9 protein-coding genes and 1 other RNA gene are annotated in these 16,729 nt (G+C 66.1%); 5 read left to right on the top strand and 5 right to left on the bottom strand.

The genetic code is table 11. The features are described 5' to 3' along the window. Nucleotides 1-23: 23 nt before the first annotated feature. An RNA gene (gene ffs / locus ACTXG9_RS10385) (signal recognition particle sRNA small type) lies at nt 24-120 on the bottom strand. Nucleotides 121-422: 302 nt separating this feature from the next. Here ffs and ACTXG9_RS10380 point away from each other — a divergent pair. Next, on the top strand, nt 423-740 hold the full coding sequence (locus tag ACTXG9_RS10380; protein ID WP_021204517.1) for a DMT family transporter: 318 nt from the start codon (nt 423-425) through the stop codon (nt 738-740). Nucleotides 741-1,098: 358 nt separating this feature from the next. Beyond that, entirely contained in the window at nt 1,099-12,000 is a 10,902-nt protein-coding gene (locus ACTXG9_RS10375; RefSeq protein ID WP_456115727.1) for an autotransporter-associated beta strand repeat-containing protein, read from the top strand. A gap of 56 nt (nt 12,001-12,056) precedes the next feature. Here the strand turns inward: ACTXG9_RS10375 and ACTXG9_RS10370 are convergent, their stop codons facing one another. After that, nucleotides 12,057-12,500, bottom strand: coding sequence for a GNAT family N-acetyltransferase (locus ACTXG9_RS10370; protein ID WP_031270818.1), 444 nt, complete (start codon nt 12,498-12,500; stop codon nt 12,057-12,059). A gap of 353 nt (nt 12,501-12,853) precedes the next feature. On the opposite strand from ACTXG9_RS10370, the gene ACTXG9_RS10365 reads away from it, so the two are divergent. Beyond that, nucleotides 12,854-13,228, top strand: coding sequence for a DUF3592 domain-containing protein (locus tag ACTXG9_RS10365; protein ID WP_021204514.1), 375 nt, complete (start codon nt 12,854-12,856; stop codon nt 13,226-13,228). Nucleotides 13,229-13,565: 337 nt separating this feature from the next. On the opposite strand, the gene ACTXG9_RS10360 is transcribed toward ACTXG9_RS10365, so the two are convergent. The 3 genes from ACTXG9_RS10360 to ACTXG9_RS10350 all read right to left on the bottom strand — a co-directional run bounded on the left by ACTXG9_RS10360 (nt 13,566) and on the right by ACTXG9_RS10350 (nt 15,060). Next, on the bottom strand, nt 13,566-13,907 hold the full coding sequence (locus ACTXG9_RS10360; protein ID WP_456115726.1) for a hypothetical protein: 342 nt from the start codon (nt 13,905-13,907) through the stop codon (nt 13,566-13,568). Next, nucleotides 13,904-14,215 (bottom strand): hypothetical protein, encoded by a 312-nt coding sequence (locus ACTXG9_RS10355; protein ID WP_206621797.1) that lies wholly within the window; start codon nt 14,213-14,215, stop codon nt 13,904-13,906. Before ACTXG9_RS10355 ends, ACTXG9_RS10360 begins: the two co-directional genes overlap by 4 nt. A gap of 68 nt (nt 14,216-14,283) precedes the next feature. After that, the gene (locus ACTXG9_RS10350) at nt 14,284-15,060 is read right to left on the bottom strand and encodes a hypothetical protein (protein WP_206621796.1); all 777 of its coding nucleotides are present in this window, start codon (nt 15,058-15,060) and stop codon (nt 14,284-14,286) included. A gap of 130 nt (nt 15,061-15,190) precedes the next feature. Between ACTXG9_RS10350 and ACTXG9_RS10345 the strand changes: the two genes are divergently transcribed. Together ACTXG9_RS10345 and dndC are read left to right on the top strand one after the other, a co-directional pair. Further along, complete coding sequence (locus ACTXG9_RS10345; protein ID WP_206621802.1) at nt 15,191-15,487, top strand: transcriptional regulator; 297 nt, start codon at nt 15,191-15,193, stop codon at nt 15,485-15,487. Between the two features lie 101 nt (nt 15,488-15,588). Next, entirely contained in the window at nt 15,589-16,719 is a 1,131-nt protein-coding gene (gene dndC, locus ACTXG9_RS10340; protein WP_111097281.1) for a DNA phosphorothioation system sulfurtransferase DndC, read from the top strand. Nucleotides 16,720-16,729: the final 10 nt, after the last annotated feature.

The following is a 16,729-nucleotide window of genomic DNA, read 5'->3' as shown; positions in this document are numbered from 1 at the left end:
GGGCGTCGCCGGAAAAGGCGGTGGCCCCGCCGGCTGACCTCGGCGCCCGCGTCGATCGATACCGTTGCTGCCTTCCGGCCCTGGCGGGATTTTCGACCTAGCGTCGCGAGGGGCCGACGGGGCCACCATAGAGACGTTGGCCGCCCAAGGGGCGGCCGGTGTTCACCGATCAGGGGAAGCAGCGCGCGATGCGCCGGAGACCACAGCCGGACTGCACATCGGCTGGCCGATGGCAGGCGCTCATTCTAGCGCAGGCGGGTGCGTCGATGCCAGCTTCACGCACTGAATCGGCTGTAACCCGTCGCCGCCGGCAGCGGCCGGCACCCACCCCCGTTGCTAGAATGCCGGCCAGGAGGAACGACCTCCCCCACATCGGGAACCAATGACCAGGACGGCCTGGCCCTACCAAGAGGAGGGCCGTCATGGCCTGGATCTATCTGTTGTTTGCCGGCCTGCTGGAAATCGTCTGGGCCGTGTCCATGAAGCAGTCCGAAGGCTTCACCCGGCTCACCCCCACCGTGCTCACGATCATCGGCATGATCGCCAGCTTCTGGCTGCTGGCGGTGGCCATGCGCAGCCTGCCGCTCGGCACCGCCTATACGATCTGGACCGGCATCGGCGCAGTCGGCGCGTTCGCGGTCGGCATCGTGTTCCTGGGTGAGCAGGTCAGCCCGATGCGGATCGGTGCAGCGGTGCTGATTGTTTCCGGTCTGGTGCTGATGAAACTCTCCAGTAGCTGAATTTATTTACTCATGGCGGGGATGGATTCCCCGCCACATATAGCGATATGCATTTTCGGCAAAACCATTCTGCCGGCCCCTTTTATTTGACGTGCGTCATGAAAATAACGCGCGCGATTCACATGCCGCTGGCACGGCGGGTCGCACAGTGCCGCCATTCGTCGGGCGAAATCGGGGAGTTTTCGTCTTGATGGACATGCTGACGTACCTGTCCCGGGGTGCGATCACGTGAAGATGTGAAGATTTTCAGGAGTTAATGCCTTCAGGCCTTGTTCCCGTCTCGGGAGCAGGGGCGGCCCGCATTGTCTCCAAAAAACCTGCCAGCTGTGCCATCCGGTCTTTTCATGGAGATTTACCGATGAACCGCATTTACCGTCTGGTTTTCAATCGTGCCCTTGGGGTAATGCAGGTTGCTTCGGAGATCGCCCGCAATCCCGGCGGAAGCGCGGTCAGCGCAGGGCGGGTGCCGCGATTGCGGGCGCACCAGCTGGCGGCGGCTTTGGCCGCCACACTGGCCAGCGGATCGGCATTCGCAGCGTGCACGGGCACCACAACCGTAAACTGCGACAGCACCACCAACATCAACAACTACTCCAACGCGACCAACGGCCTCACGCTGAACATCGACGCGGGAGCATTGCTGCGTACGCCGCCGATCGTAGGTGGCGGCAACGCAGCAACGCTGACCGGCGACAACGTGACGGTCAACAACAATGGCACGATCGATCCGAGCTCGATCATCCTCGCCTCGCCCGGCCTGGTCATCGGCAATGCTTCTGCCAACAACAGCGCGATCGTCGTCAACAACAATGCCAGCGGACAGATCAAGGGTGTCGTCAACATCGCAACGCTGCTGGGCTTCGGTGGACAGGCGCTGGTGGCACAGAATGTCAACGGCACCACCACCATCAACAACGCCGGCCTGATCAGCACGTCGTTGATCGGTGCAGGCAGCGTTTCCGACGCGACCACGGTGGTGACCTATGGTGGTGCAGCCGCCGCTGTGACCAACACCGGCACCATCGACGGACGCGTCGGCCTGGGGGCTTCTGGCGGTAACACGTTCCTCAATGCGGGGGCGGTCAGTGGCAGCGTTCACCTGGGTGATTCAACCGGCGGCAACACCTTCACCGCAGTGTCGGGTTCCAGCGTTGTGAGCGGCGGCGGCACCGCTCTTGCCGGCGTGATTACCGGTGTCACCGGGGTAAAGGTTGCGGCTGCGGGATCGGTCGACGCCGGTACCGGCAGTGGTGCGGCCAACAACACGCTGGTGCTGCAGAACGTCGTCAGCGGCCCGGGTTCCGGCACCGGCGGCGCGGTGACCACGCTGGGCTGGAACCAGTACCTCAACTTCCAGAAGCTCACCGTCAACAGCGGTACCTGGAACCTGCAGGGTGCGTGGGCGGGTGCGGGTACGACCACGCTCAATGATGGCCTGGTCAATTTCAACAATGCCGGTTCCTTCGGCACCGGGCTGTTCACCGCCAACGGCGGTGCCATCGCCTCCTCCACGGCCGGTCTGAACCTGGCCAACGCTTTCAGCCTTGGGGGCAATCTGTCCCTGGCAGGGACCAATGCATTCAGCCTGGGGGGCGTGCTGTCCGGTACTGGCGGGCTGACGGTCAACAACACCGGCATCGTTACTCTCGGCGGCGCAAACCTGTTCTCCGGCGGCGTCAACCTCAATGCCGGCGGCCTGGTACTGGGCAATGCCGGTGCACTGGGCAGCGGCAACCTGACCGTGGGTGGCAGCGCCTCACTGGATACGACGGCGGGCTTCACCCTGGGCAACAATCTGGTGATCAATGGCGGGGGCTCGCTGAACCTGCTGGGCAGCAATGCGTTGTCATTGAATGGTTCGATCTCCGGTGCCGGCAACCTGACCAAGAACGGCGCCGGTACGCTCACCTTGAACGGCGCCAATGCGCTGACCGGCAGTTTCAACCTGGCCGGGGGCGCGTTGGCCTTGGGCGCGGGCGGCAGCCTGTCGCCCACCGGTGCGGTCACGGTCGGCGTCGGTACCACCCTGGACCTGTCGGCGGCCGCCAACCAGACCATCGGTTCGCTGGCGGGCCTCGGCGGTTCGGTCAACCTAGGCAGCCGCACGCTCACCCTCGCGGGGCTGGGCGATACCAGCTACAGCGGCACGTTCGCCGCAGGCACGGGGGGCCTGGTCAAGCTGGGCACCGGCGTGCAGACCTTGTCGGGCGTGAACAACCTCAGTGGCGGCGTGGCACTCAACGCCGGTGGCCTGCTGCTGGGCAATGCTGCTGCGCTGGGCAGCGGTGCGCTCAGTGTCGGTGGCAACGTGACGCTCGATGGAACCACGGGGCCGCTTGCACTGGCCAACGCGGTCAACCTTGGTTCGGGCGCCAGCCTCAATCTGCTTGGCGGACAGGCGCTCACGTTCAACGGCGTGATCGGTGGCGCCGGTGGCCTGGTCAAGAGCGGTGCGACCACGCTGACGCTCAACGGTGCAAATACCTTTGGTGGTGGGCTGGCGCTCAATGCCGGTGGCTTGGTCCTGGGTAATGCCGGCGCGCTCGGAACCGGCGCGCTGAATGTCGGCGGTGCGACAACGCTCGATGCCAGCGCGGCGCTGAGCGTGGGCAATGGCATCAACCTCGGCGCAAGTGGCCTGCTGAATGTACTGGGCAGCAATGCATTGACGCTGGGCGGCGCCATCGGTGGCACCGGCAGCCTGGTCAAGAACGGTGCCGCCACGCTTACGCTGGGTGGCGCGAATACCTTCACCGGCGGCCTGGCGATCAATGCCGGCAAGGTTGCGGTGGGCAGCGGCGGAAGCCTGGCCGCCGGCGGTGCGGTCAGCCTGACCGGCATTGGCGCGGACCTGGACATCTCGCTCGGCGGCAACCAGACCATCGGCGCGCTGTCCGGTATTGCCGGCAGCACGGTGACGCTGGGCAGCAGCACGCTCACCTTCGGTGATGCCACCAACCAGACGTTCGCGGGCGTGATCGGCGGCACCGGTGGCCTGATCAAGCAGGGCACCGGCGTGCAGACGCTGACCGGCGCCAATACCTTCAGTGGTGGCCTGGACCTTGCGGCCGGTGGCCTGGTACTGGGCAATGCCGGTGCGCTGGGAAGCGGCGCACTGACGGTCAGTGGCAACGGATCGCTGGATGCCACGACAGCGCTGAACCTGGGCAATGCGATCAACCTCGGCGCGGCCCTGACCCTGCCGGGCAGCCAGAACCTGGCCCTGGCCGGCAACATCACGGGCACCGGCAGCTTGGTCAAGAACGGCGCGGCGACACTGACCTTGAACGGTACCAACACCTTCAGTGGTGGACTGAGCGCGAACGCTGGCGCCCTGCTGCTGGGCAACAGCGGCGCACTCGGCAGCGGGACGCTGGGCATCGGTGGCAACGTCTCGCTCGACGGCAGTGCGCCGCTGAACCTGGGCAACAACGTGGCACTGGGTGCAGGCGCCGCGTTGTCGCTGCCGGGTTCGCAGGCGATCACGCTGGGTGGGGTGGTGTCCGGTGCGGGCAGGCTGGTGAAGAACGGTGCCACCACCTTGACCCTCAATGGCGCCAACAGCTTCGGTGGGGGGCTGACCGTCAACGGCGGCGGCCTGCTGCTGGGCAATGCCGGCGCGCTGGGCACCGGTGCATTGTCGGTGGGGGCCGATACCACGCTGGACAGTTCGGTGGCCCTGAATCTCGCCAACGACGTCAACCTCGGTGCAGGCGCGGTGCTGGATCTGCTGGGCAGCCAGGACGTGTCGCTGGGCGGTGTCATCAGCGGCACTGGCGGCCTGGTCAAGAACGGTGCGGCGACACTGGCGTTGAACGGAGCCAACACCTTCAGCGGGGGTGTTGGCCTCAACGCGGGCCTGCTGCAGCTGGGCAATGCGCAGGCATTGGGTACCGGCCAGCTGGACGTGGGCGGCAACGCTTCGCTGGATGCAGCATCGGCGCTCACCGTGACCAACAACATAGGCCTCGCCGCCGGCGCCAACCTCACGGTGCTGGGCAGCAATGACCTGACGCTCGCCGGCCCGGTATTCGGTGTTGGCGGGCTGATCAAGGACGGTACGGCGCGGCTGACGTTGTCTGGCGCCAATACCTACAACGGTGGCACGACCATCAACGCAGGCACGCTGGCGCTGGGAGCGGGCGGCAGTCTTGCCGCAACCGGTGCAGTGGATCTTGCGGGCGCCGGTGCGGCACTGGACATCTCCGCAGCGGGTGCAGCGCAGACCATCGGCGCACTGAACGGCGTGGCAGGCAGCCAGCTGCTGCTTGGCGCGCAGTCACTCACCTTCGGCGGTGCCGCCGATGGCAGTTTTGCCGGCGTGATCGACGGTACCGGTGGCCTGATCAAGACCGGTACGGGCGTGCAGACGCTGTCCGGCGCCAACACGTTCAGCGGTGGCCTTGCGCTCAACGCGGGTGGCCTGATTCTCGGCGACTCCAGTGCGCTCGGCACGGGTCCGCTGGGCATCGGTGGCACCACCACGCTGGACAGTACCGTGGCGCTGAACCTGGCCAACGCGGTGAACTTTGGTGCCGGTACGCAACTGACGCTGGGCGGCACCAATGATGTCACCCTCGGCGGCGTGGTGGCTGGCAACGGCAGCCTGGTCAAGAACGGTACGGGTCTGCTGACGCTCAACAACACCAACACGTTCGATGGCGGCCTGACCTTGAACGGCGGCAGCCTGGTGGTGGGCGCCAACGGGGCGCTGGGTTCCGGCACGCTGGCGGTGAACAACAGTGCTTCGCTGGATGCCGGCACCGCGGTGACGCTGGGCAACGCGGTGAACCTTGGCTCGGGCGTGGCGCTGACCGTAGCGGGCAGCAATGCGCTGACCCTGGGCGGCATCGTGTCCGGCAATGGCAGCCTGATCAAGAACGGCACCGCCACGCTGACACTGGACGGCGCCAGCACTTACAGCGGTGGCACCACCATCAACGCCGGCACGCTGGCGCTGGGCGTGGGGGGCAGTCTGGCTGCCGCTGGCGACCTCACGCTCGGCAATGCCGGCGCGGGCTTCGATATCTCCGGCGCGACCGGCAACCAGACCATCGGTGCGCTCAACGGCGTGCTCGGAACCACACTGGCGCTGGGGGGCAATTCGCTGACCTTCGGCACCGCGACCAACGGGGCCTTCGATGGCGTGATCAGTGGTGGTGGCGGGCTGGTGAAGGTCGGCGCCGGGGTGCAGACCCTGTCCGGTGCCAATACCTTTGGCGGCGGCGTCTCGCTCGATGCCGGCGGCCTGGTGCTCGGCAATGATGCCGCGCTGGGTACCGGCGTGCTCACCGTCGGTGGGGCGACCACGCTGGATACCACCGCGCTGGCGACGCTGGCCAACAACGTGGTGCTCAACGCCGGGCTGACGGTGCTGGGCACCAGCGCGCTCACCCTCAACGGTGTGCTCTCCGGTGCCGGCAGCCTGACCAAGAACGGCACTGCGATGCTGACCTTGAACGGCGCCAACACCTACACCGGCGGTACCAACGTCAACGCCGGCACGCTGGCACTCGGCGCCGGGGCCAGCCTGGCCGCAAGCGGCACCGTCAATCTCGCCACCGGCGCCACGCTGGACCTGTCGGCCGGCAACGGCACGCAGGTGTTCGGCACGCTGGTTGGCAACGGCACGGTCAACCTGGGCGCCAACAACATCGAAGTGGGCAGCGCCGCCAACGGCACCTTCAGCGGTTCGATCGCCGGCACCGGTAGCCTGACCAAGGTCGGTAGCGGTATCGAGACACTGACCGGCACCAATACCTACACCGGCGGCACCACCATCAACGCCGGCACGCTGGCGATCGGTCTCGGCGGCAGTCTGTCCTCGTCCGGAGCGGTGAACGTCGCCGCCGCCGGCGCGGGCTTCGACATTTCGGGTTCCGGTGCCAACCAGACGATTGGTTCACTGTCTGGCGTGACCGGCTCCCTGGTCAGCCTCGGCGCCAACTCGCTGATCCTCGGCGGCGCCGACAGCAGCACCTTCGACGGTTCGATTTCCGGCACCGGTGCGCTGGTCAAGAACGGCGTGGGTATCCTCACCCTGGGCGGCGCCAACCTGTTCAGTGGTGGTCTGGCCTTGAACGGTGGCGGCCTGGTGGTCGGCAACAACAGCGCGCTGGGTACGGGGGCGCTGGACGTGGGGGCCGACGCGACGCTGGACAGCAGCCTGGCAGTCACCCTCGGCAACGCCATCAACCTCTCTGCCGGCAACAACCTCACCCTGCTCGGCAGCAATGGGCTGACCCTGGACGGCATCATCAGCGGTGCCGGTGGTCTGGTGAAGGACGGCGCAGCCACGGTGACCCTGACCGGTGCCAACACCTATTCCGGCGGCACCACCATCAACAACGGCACGCTGGCCATCGGTGCCGGAGGCAGCCTGGCGTCCACCGGCGCGGTGAATCTGGCCGGTGCCGGCACGCTGGACATCTCCGGCGGTGGCAGCCAGAGCATTGGTTCGCTGGCCGGCGTGGCCGGCAGCACAGTGGCGCTGGGCGGCAACACGCTGACCCTCGGCGGCGTCGCCGACAGCACCTACAACGGCGTGATCAGCGGCAGTGGCGGCCTGATCAAGAACGGCGCCGGCGTGCAGACGCTGAATGGTGCCAATGCCTTCAGCGGTGGCGTCACGCTCAACGCCGGTGGCCTGGTGGTCGGCAACAATTCCGCGCTTGGCACGGGTACGGTGACCGTGGGTGGCAATGCCTCGCTCGATTCCAACAGCGCGATCACGCTGGGCAACAACTTCGTTCTCAATGCCGGCCTGACCGTGCTGGGCAGCAACGATCTGACACTCAACGGCAATCTCAGCGGCACCGGGTTCCTCACCAAGGAGGGCCTGGCCACACTGACCTTGAACGGCACCAACACCTATTCCGGTGGCACCAACATCAACGCCGGTACGCTGGCGCTGGGCGCGGGCGCGAGCCTGCTTGCCAGTGGCACCGTCAACCTGGCCACCGGCGCGACCTTCGATCTGTCGGCCGGTGCGGGTACGCAGGTGTTCGGCACGCTGATCGGCAACGGTACGGTGAATCTGGGCGCGAACACGGTGACCATCGGCGATGCCAGCAACGGCACGTTCGGTGGTTCGATTGCCGGCACCGGCGGCCTGATCAAGGAAGGCACCGGCACCGAAACCCTGACCGGTACCAACACCTTCACCGGCGGCACCACCATCAATGCCGGCACGCTGGCGATCGGTGCCGGCGGCAGCCTGGCGGCGACCGGTGCGGTCACCCTCGCCAATGCGGGTACCGCGTTCGATATCTCCGCAGGCGGCAACCAGAGCATCGGCTCGCTGGCGGGCGTGGCGGGTTCGAGTGTGGCGCTGGGTGGCAACACGCTGACTCTCGGCGGCGTCGGCAACACCACGTTCGACGGCACCATCGGCGGCACGGGAGCGCTGATCAAGGACGGCGCTGGCGTGCAGACGCTGGGCGGTGCGAACACCTTCAGCGGCGGCGTCATCCTCAATGCCGGCGGGCTGGTGGTCGGCAACAATGCCGCGCTCGGTACGGGTGCGTTGAACGTGGCCGGGAACGGTTCGCTGGATGCCAACGCGGCGGTGACCCTGGCCAACAACGTTGCACTCGGCGCCGGTGCCACGCTTGATGTGCTGGGCAACAACGACCTGACGCTGGCCGGTGCGGTCTCCGGTGCAGGCGGCCTGACCAAGGACGGTGCGGCCACGCTGACCCTGGCCGGCGCCAGCAGCTACACCGGCACCACCACCATCAACAGCGGCACGCTGGCGGTGGGCGCGGGCGGCAGCCTGTCCGACGCCAGCACGGTGAACCTGGCCGGCACCGGTACGCTGGACATCAGTGCCGGTGGCAACCAGAGCATCGGTGGCCTGGCCGGTGTTACCGGCAGTACGGTGGCGCTGGGCGGTGCAACGCTGACCACCGGCGGCAACAACGCCAGCACCACGTTCGCCGGCGTGATCGGCGGCACCGGTGGCCTGGTGCAGAGTGGTACCGGCACGCTGACCCTGAGCGGTGACAACACCTACACCGGTGGCACCACCATCAACGGTGGCAGCACGCTGCAGATCGGCAACGGTGGCAGCACCGGCTCGGTGCTGGGCGACATCACCAACGACGGCAGCCTGGTCTACAACCTCGGCACCACGGCAACCGTGGGCGGTGTGGTCAGCGGCAGTGGCAGCCTGACCCAGGCCGGCAGCGGTACGCTGGTGCTGACCGGCAACAACACCTACACAGGCGGTACCACCATCAATGCCGGTGGCACATTGCAGGTGGGCAACGGCGGTGCAACCGGCGCGATCGTGGGTGACATCACCAACAACGGTGCGCTGGTATCCAACGTGGCCGGCAACACCACGCTGGGCGGCACCATCAGCGGCGCCGGTGGCCTGACCCAGGCCGGCAGCGGCACGCTGACCCTGACCGGCAACAACACCTATACCGGCGGCACCACCATCAATGCCGGTGGCACGCTGCAGGTGGGCAATGGCGGTGCGACCGGCGCGATCACCGGCAACGTTGCCAACAACGGCAGCCTGGTGTTCAACGTCGGTGGCAACACCACAGTCGATGGCGCGATCAGTGGCAGTGGCACGCTGATCCAGGCCGGCGCTGGCGTGTTGACCCTGGTTGGCAACAACACCTACACCGGCGGCACCACCATCAATGCCGGTGGCACGCTGCAGGTCGGCAACGGCGGGGCAACCGGCTCCATCGCTGGCGACATCACCAACGATGGCGCGTTGATCTCCAACGTGGGCGGCAACACCGCGCTGGGTGGCACCATCAGCGGCAGCGGCGGCCTGACCCAGGCCGGCAGCGGGACGTTGCTGCTGACCGGTACCAACACCTATACCGGCGGTACCACCATCAACGCCGGCGGTACGCTGCAGCTGGGCAACGGCGGTGCGACGGGCTCGATCGTCGGCGACGTCACCAACAATGGCACGCTGCTCTCCAATGTGGCGGGCAATACCACGCTGAATGGCACCATCAGTGGCAGTGGCGGCCTGACCCAGGCCGGCAGCGGCACGCTGACCCTGAACGGCAACAACACCTATACCGGCCAGACCACCATCAATGCCGGTGGCACCCTGCAGGTCGGCAATGGCGGGGCGACCGGTGCCATCGGCGGCAGCGTCGTCAACAACGGCAGCCTGGTGTTCAACGTGGGTGGCAACACCACCGTCGGCGGTGCCATCAGCGGCAGCGGCGGCCTGACCCAGGCCGGCACCGGCACCGTGGTCCTGACCGGTAACAACACCTATACCGGCGGCACCACCATCAACACCGGCGGCACGCTGCAGGTCGGCAACGGTGGCGCGAGCGGTGCGATCACCGGCAACGTTGCCAACAACGGCAGCCTGGTGTTCAACGTCGGCGGCAACACCACGGTGGGCGGCACCATCAGCGGCAACGGTGGCCTGACCCAGGCCGGCACCGGCACCGTGGTCCTGACCGGCAACAACACCTACACCGGCGGCACCACCATCAATGCCGGCGGCACCGTGCAGGTCGGCAATGGCGGCGCCAGCGGCTCGATCACCGGCAATATCACCAACAATGGTGGCCTGGTCATCAACACCGGCGGCACCACCACGCTGGGCGGCACCATCAGCGGTGGTGGCAGCATCGTGCAGGCAGGCCCGGGCGGCCTGAACCTGGGCGGCAACAGCGGCGGCTTCAGCGGCACCGGCCAGGTCACCGGCGGTGGCCTGAATGTCACCGGCAACATCGGTGGCCAGTGGACCATCGGCAGCGGTACCACGCTGTCCGGTACCGGGACCATCGGTGGCACGGGTGGCGGCGTGACGGTGTCCAGCGGCGGCGTGCTCTCGCCGGGCAATGGTCCAGGCAACAGCGGCGGTGCGGGCAATGGCGCCGGCACCATTACGGTGGGCGGCAATCTGACCCTGTCGCCGGGCAGCACGCTGGGCATCGACCTGGGTGCCACCGGCAGCGACACGGTGCAGGTGGGCGGTAGTGCAAACGTGGGTGGCAGCACGGTGCGGGTGAACACCATTTCGCCGAGCACCAGCTACCAGCAGGGCCAGCAGTACACGGTGGTCAATGCAGGTGGTGGCGTGAGCGGGCAGTTCGCTTCGGCAACCTCGCCGTCGGCCTTCCTGACGATTACGCCGGTCTATACCGCCAACACCGCCAACCTGCAGATAGACGTGGCGCAGACCGCAGCATTCACCACCGCAGCGACGACGCGCAACCAGTACAACACTGCCGCAGCGCTGGACAGCCTGCCGCAGAGCGGCCCGGCGCTGGGCCTGTACAACACCCTGCTGATGTATGACGCGGGCACTGCGCGCGCGGCGTTCGACCAGCTTTCGGGTGAAGTGCATGCGGCCAGCCGCGCGGTGCTGCTGTACGACAACTACCTGGAGGAGGGTATCCGCCAGCGCCTGGGCAGTGAGCTGCCGACCGTGCGTGGTGAGCGAGCCTCGGCCTGGCTGGCCGGGAGTGGCAAGGTGTTCCGCCAGGACGGTGACGGCAACGGCGATGACATCCGCTCCAACCGCAATGCGCTGATGGCGGGCGTGGACTGGCAGCTGGGCGAGCACGTGGTGCTGGGTGCGGCCGCAGGCAACGAGCGGCTGGATACGCGCCTGTACGATCGCAGTTCGCGGGCCCGCCTGCGTGGCCACACGTTCGGCCTGTATGCACAGGGCCAGTGGAACAACGGTTTCGCGGTCGGTGGCAGCGTATCGCGCGGCGACTACCGCACGCGCACCACGCGTGAGGTGCCGCTGCTGGGCCAGACCCTGTACAGCCGCCAGGACTCGGATGTGACCATCGCGCAGGTGGAGGGCAGCTGGACCTGGTCCCATGGCAGGACCCAGCTGCAGCCGTACGTGCAGTTCACCAAGCACTGGGTCGACAGCGATCGCGCAGTGGAGCAGGGCGGCACTGCTGCGCTGGCGCTGGAAGGCGGCAAGGACACGCTCAATGTCAGCACCGTGGGCGTGCGTGGGCGCTGGGACGTGGGCAGCGGCGAGCGCTTCCCGGCACAGCTGACGGTCGGCCTCGGCTGGCAGCACGCCTCGGGTGACACCGATGTGGCCAGCCGCAATCGCTTCGCGGTGGGCGGCAATGCCTTCGATGTCTACAGTGCGGTGATGGCGCGCAATGCGCTGGTCAGCCAGCTGGGCGTGGCGGTCGGCCTCGGCCGCAACAGCCAGCTGTCGATGTTCGTGCAGGGCCAGCATGGCGATGGCCGCCGCGACGTGGGTGGGCAGATCAACCTGCGCGTGGGCTTCTGAGGGAAGTGCGGCGATGTTGGATCCAGGCTTGCGTGGATCCGGGGCGGGGCGGAGGGCTAGACCCCCCGCTCCATCTCCACGGCGTCGATCCCGGCGCCGTGGCCATTGGACACGATCCGCGTCACCTGGAAGCCCAGCCCGGCATAGAAGCCCTGGGTGTGCTGGCTGGTACTGAGCGTGATGCGCTTGATCGACGGATCCGCTTCGGCCTGGCGCAGGCGTGCCAGCGCCAGTTCGCGGCCCAGTCCCTGCCGGTGCAGCGCGCGCTGCACCATGCCCCAGCAGAAGCCGGCACTGCCGTCGCCGCGGCGCGACAGGCCGCCACAGGCCACGATGCTGCCATCGCGCTCGATCACCTGGAATGCACAGTCCATGGCCTGCTCGCGTAGGAAGCGTTCAAAGTCGCTGCGCTCTTCGGGCGCGAAATAGGTGGGCACGTTGCTGTCGAACATCGACAGGCAGGCGCTGGCGTCGGCGGGGCGGTAGAGGCGGAGGTTCATGGGAAATGCCATGGAGTTGCCCGGCTGCATTTTCAACCGTCCAGACGTTGGGAGGGGGCGAAGCGTTCCAGGGTACATGGAGCGATGCCGATCCTTTTCCAGGTGACTTTTCCCCACTCGAATGACCGTGCTCGGGACGCAGGCGCCTGTACCAGGCGGGTGCGTCGTTCGCGGGCAATGGCGAGGCGCATGCGGCCGCGATGGCGCGCAGCGGGGCGCGGCGGCTTCCGGGCTATGCTTTCGACACATGGGACTGACCGCGCGGCAGGATCCGCCGGCCCCATTCGTCTTCCTGCCTGCAACGGAGCTGCCCAGTGACGCCCGACCCTTCTCTTTCCCGGACTGCCCAGCTCATGCGCGGTCTGCTGTTTGGCGCGGTGGGCCTGTTGAGCCTTGCCGTGGCCGCCCTCGAGGTGACGCATCGTCTTGAGTTCCTGGAGGTCGCGCAGGCCGTTGATGGCCAGGTCGAGCGCCTGAACGCCGGCGGATCGCATCCGCAGGTCGCGTTCACCACCGCGACCGGCCAACGCATCTCGTACCCGCAGGGCGGCATGATTTTCGGCTATGAGCCTGGGCAGCCGGTACGCGTGCTGTACGACCCGGCGCGACTGCGGCTGGAGCCGGTGCTGGATACGTTCGGTGCGTTGTGGGGAATGACGGTCGTGTGGGTGCTGCTGGGGCTGGCGTTCGTCGGCGCCTGCGTGCGGGGACTGCTCCGGCGCAGATGACTCGCGGCCGATCGCGCGCCGTCGGCGGGCGGGCCGTTGGACCGGCCACGGCGGCAGGCCCTGTTCAGTCCGGTAGTACCTGCGACGATTCCCGCCAGCCAAACAAAAAAGCCGCCCACTGGGCGGCTTCTTCATTTATCTGGCGGAGAGAGGGGGAGGTACTGATCCGGAGACCTCTCTCCCTGACTGCTCGCAGCACGCAAACCGGACGTGTGTCCTGTGTTGTGTCCTGCCATCCTAGGCTATTTCAAAGGATGGGACATCCATAGTCAAAGGATCTTTGATCAATAAAAAGGGCCGCGTTTAGCGGCCGTTTACCTATCGGATTCTTGCGTGATTACTGCGTCAGCTGGGCGTAGATGACAAAGAGGAACATCGGAAGCCCACTCAACACGGCGAAGACCCCAAGCGCACCCATCAGGGTCAAGACGGTCATGGCCCACCACTGCCACCACGCAAAGCCTGCGTCCCGCGCCTGGGCCACGCGCGCGTCGGCCGGGTAGAGGCGTCCTACCTTTCGCGTTCCTCGCCGGGCCATAAGCGGCCCGACAAGGAACCCCAAAGGTCCCAAGAAGAGCAGAGAAAGCGCATACCACCAGAAAAAGCGGTCGCGGGGTGTGAGCAACTTGCGCCGTGCGGGCACCGGCTGGTCAAGCAGAGGGGGCGGCGGCACGCTCATTTGGCGTAGGCTCGCCAACCTTCGGATTCCTTTACATAGCGAAGGTTCTTGCTGACCGGAATGGGCACCTGGCGGCCTCCAATATCGATGGAGACTTTCCCCTTGGTGTCGCAGCGGTAGCCCTCCATGTCTTGGGCCTCGACGCATCCGGTCAGTTCGAAGTCGCGGATGTCGCCAACCCGTCCCGCCCCGCTTTCCTCCAACAGAGTGGCAAAAGCCCGCTCTGCATCATTATTGGAGGGCGGTCCGCCGCAGGCCGAGAGGGTCAGTGCAATGGCCAAGCCGGCCAGGGGAAACCTTGCGTTCATGGGTCAATCCTTGAGGGTGATGAGGGGGCGGCGGTAGGCCGCCCCGGACGGGTAGAGAAAGAGAGGGCTTACCGGTCTCGATTGCCTTCAGGGTTGAACCCCGCGATCCACAGGCGGCTGTCTTTGAACGGGGTCAGCACCCCTGCCGCGCCCGGATGCAAGTCGGCGGTCTGAAGGAATCCAGAGATCCAAGCCACCCTCAGGGCCACGTCGACGGCCTTGTCGGATACGCCTGGGCGGCTGACGTTGACGACAAAGGGCTGTGCCGGCGGATTAGGGCCAGTAGACCGGCTGGCCCCGGTGTTGGCCTTGCTCGACGGCACCCGAACGCCGGTGAGGCTGTCTCGGCCTTTCCAGAGGGCCGCCGAGTTGAGCTCTGCCATGTCGCCCAGGTCGTCAACTTCAGTCAGTGCGGCGTTGGCGCAGCTCCGGAATGTCTCCGTCGTCGACGCGGAGGGGCTGGTCCAAATCCGAGCCTCAATCGTCCAGCAGGGCTGGGACGCACCCCACTCCTGGAACGTCAACGCCACTCGGGGCCAGTCCAGCCGGCCTTGTTGTGCGAGCTGGTGGTTATCAGATTTGAACAGCCCCTGGATCTTTCCGGAGCCGCTGACCGGGGTGTAGATCGGCTGATTGCCAGGGGCTTGGCTTGCGGTAGCCCCGGTGGGTTTCACCCCAATCATCTGGCCGCCGGCATCCTTCAGGCTCTTCCCCAACTGGCGGAAAAAGCCCGGCTTTCCTGGCTCCGGGTTGGGCTGGCTGGCTTCCTGAGCGGAAACGGCGTGGGCACTCAGCAACAGCGCGGCCGCCAGGGCGGTGGCCATCCTTGTCTGGTTCTTCTTCATGACAACCCCTGTGGTTGGTCGGGAGGGTGCTACATTTCATGAAGAGTCTGCCATGCAGAGGAGGAGCAAGTCATGCTGTCGGCCCAGCTTTTCAACATTCGTTCACGTGCCCAAGGCTTCCCCCCGTTCGTTGTTCGCCGCCCGCCTCAAGCAGGCCAGGCAGCTGCGCGGCATCGCCAGCCAGCGAGCGCTGGGGGTTCTAATGGGGCTCGATAAGAAGCTGGCGAGCAGCCGGGTCAACCGGTATGAGACGGAGGTGAGCGGGATTGACCTGGATGGGCTCGGGCGTTTGGCCGAAGTGCTCGGGGTGCCGATGGCCTACCTCGTGGCGGAGGACGAGGCCACCGCGGCGGTGGTGCTTGCCCTGTCCAAGTTGACTGCCAGCCAGCGCGCTGCCTTGGCTAAGAAGTTGGCCCAAGAGCTATAGTCCTCAAGGGTTTTGAGCTTCTCCATCCCATCCGCTGCGGACCTCCCGCGGCAGGTCTATGCGACAATCACGCCATGAGCACTGCACGACCCCGCCCCAAGATGGATCCTGCTCTTGAGCAGAAGATCCAACTCATCCGTCAGGACATCCGAGAGGAGTACCTGCAGGATCATCAACACCCCTGGATCATTGGTTTTTCTGGCGGTAAAGACAGCACCTTGGTGACGCATCTTGTGTTCGAGGTGCTGATGTCCCTTGCGCCTCACGAGCGCACCCGCGAGGTCCACATCGTCTCGAACGACACCCTTGTGGAGAGCCCGCTGGTCATCACTCACATTGCATCTGTGCAGTCCGAAATAGACCATGCCGCCAATGCTTGGCGATTGCCTATTCAGGTGGTGACGACCCGGCCCGACGATGACGCGACGTTCTGGGTGAACCTTATCGGGCGCGGCTACCCGCCGCCCAATAGGTCTTTCCGTTGGTGCACCGACAGGATGAAAATCCAGCCCACCAGCCGATATATCCGCCAGCAGGCCGACGTGGCTGGACAGGTCATCCTTCTTCTTGGTGTGCGCCGATCCGAGAGCGCGACCCGTGCGGCGTCGGTGGCCCGCTACGACAATGGCGAGCGACTCAACCGCCATAACGACCTGGTCAACTGCATGGTGTTCCGCCCGATTGTGGAGCTTTCCACGGACGAGGTATGGGAATACTTGGCCTTTACCCCGCCGCCGTGGGGTGGCACGCATGGCGCATTGATCCAGCTCTACATGGATGCCGGCGCTGCCGAATGCCCAACCGTGTTGTCCCAAGACGACGCGCCTGGATGTGGCACTTCGAACTCTCGATTTGGCTGCTGGACGTGCACCGTGGTGGAAAAGGACAAGAGCCTGATGGGCTTTGTCGAGGCCGGCTATGGTGAGTTCACGCCTCTGATCGGTTTCCGAGACTGGCTGGCCGAGATACGAAACGCCCCAGAACGCCGTCTCGCAAGACGCCGGAACGGTAAGCTCACGATCACCAATGATGGCGTTTTCATCCCCGGCCCCTTCACTTTGGAAACCCGTCAAGAAATCCTCGACAGGGTGCTGGCGCTGCAAGATGAGATGAAGACCAAGTTGATTGAAGACTCGGAAGTGAGCCGGATTAGAGAGATTTGGGCTGAAGATGCCAGCATGTTTGCCACACGCTCTGTAGATGAGGCGCGGGCAATGGCTGGTTCCAAGTAAGGACACAGGG

It is taken from the genome of Stenotrophomonas maltophilia group sp. LNF247 (genome assembly GCF_054083135.1).
Note: the sequence above shows the minus strand (reverse complement) of the source record. Positions and strands in the feature narration are given on the sequence as shown.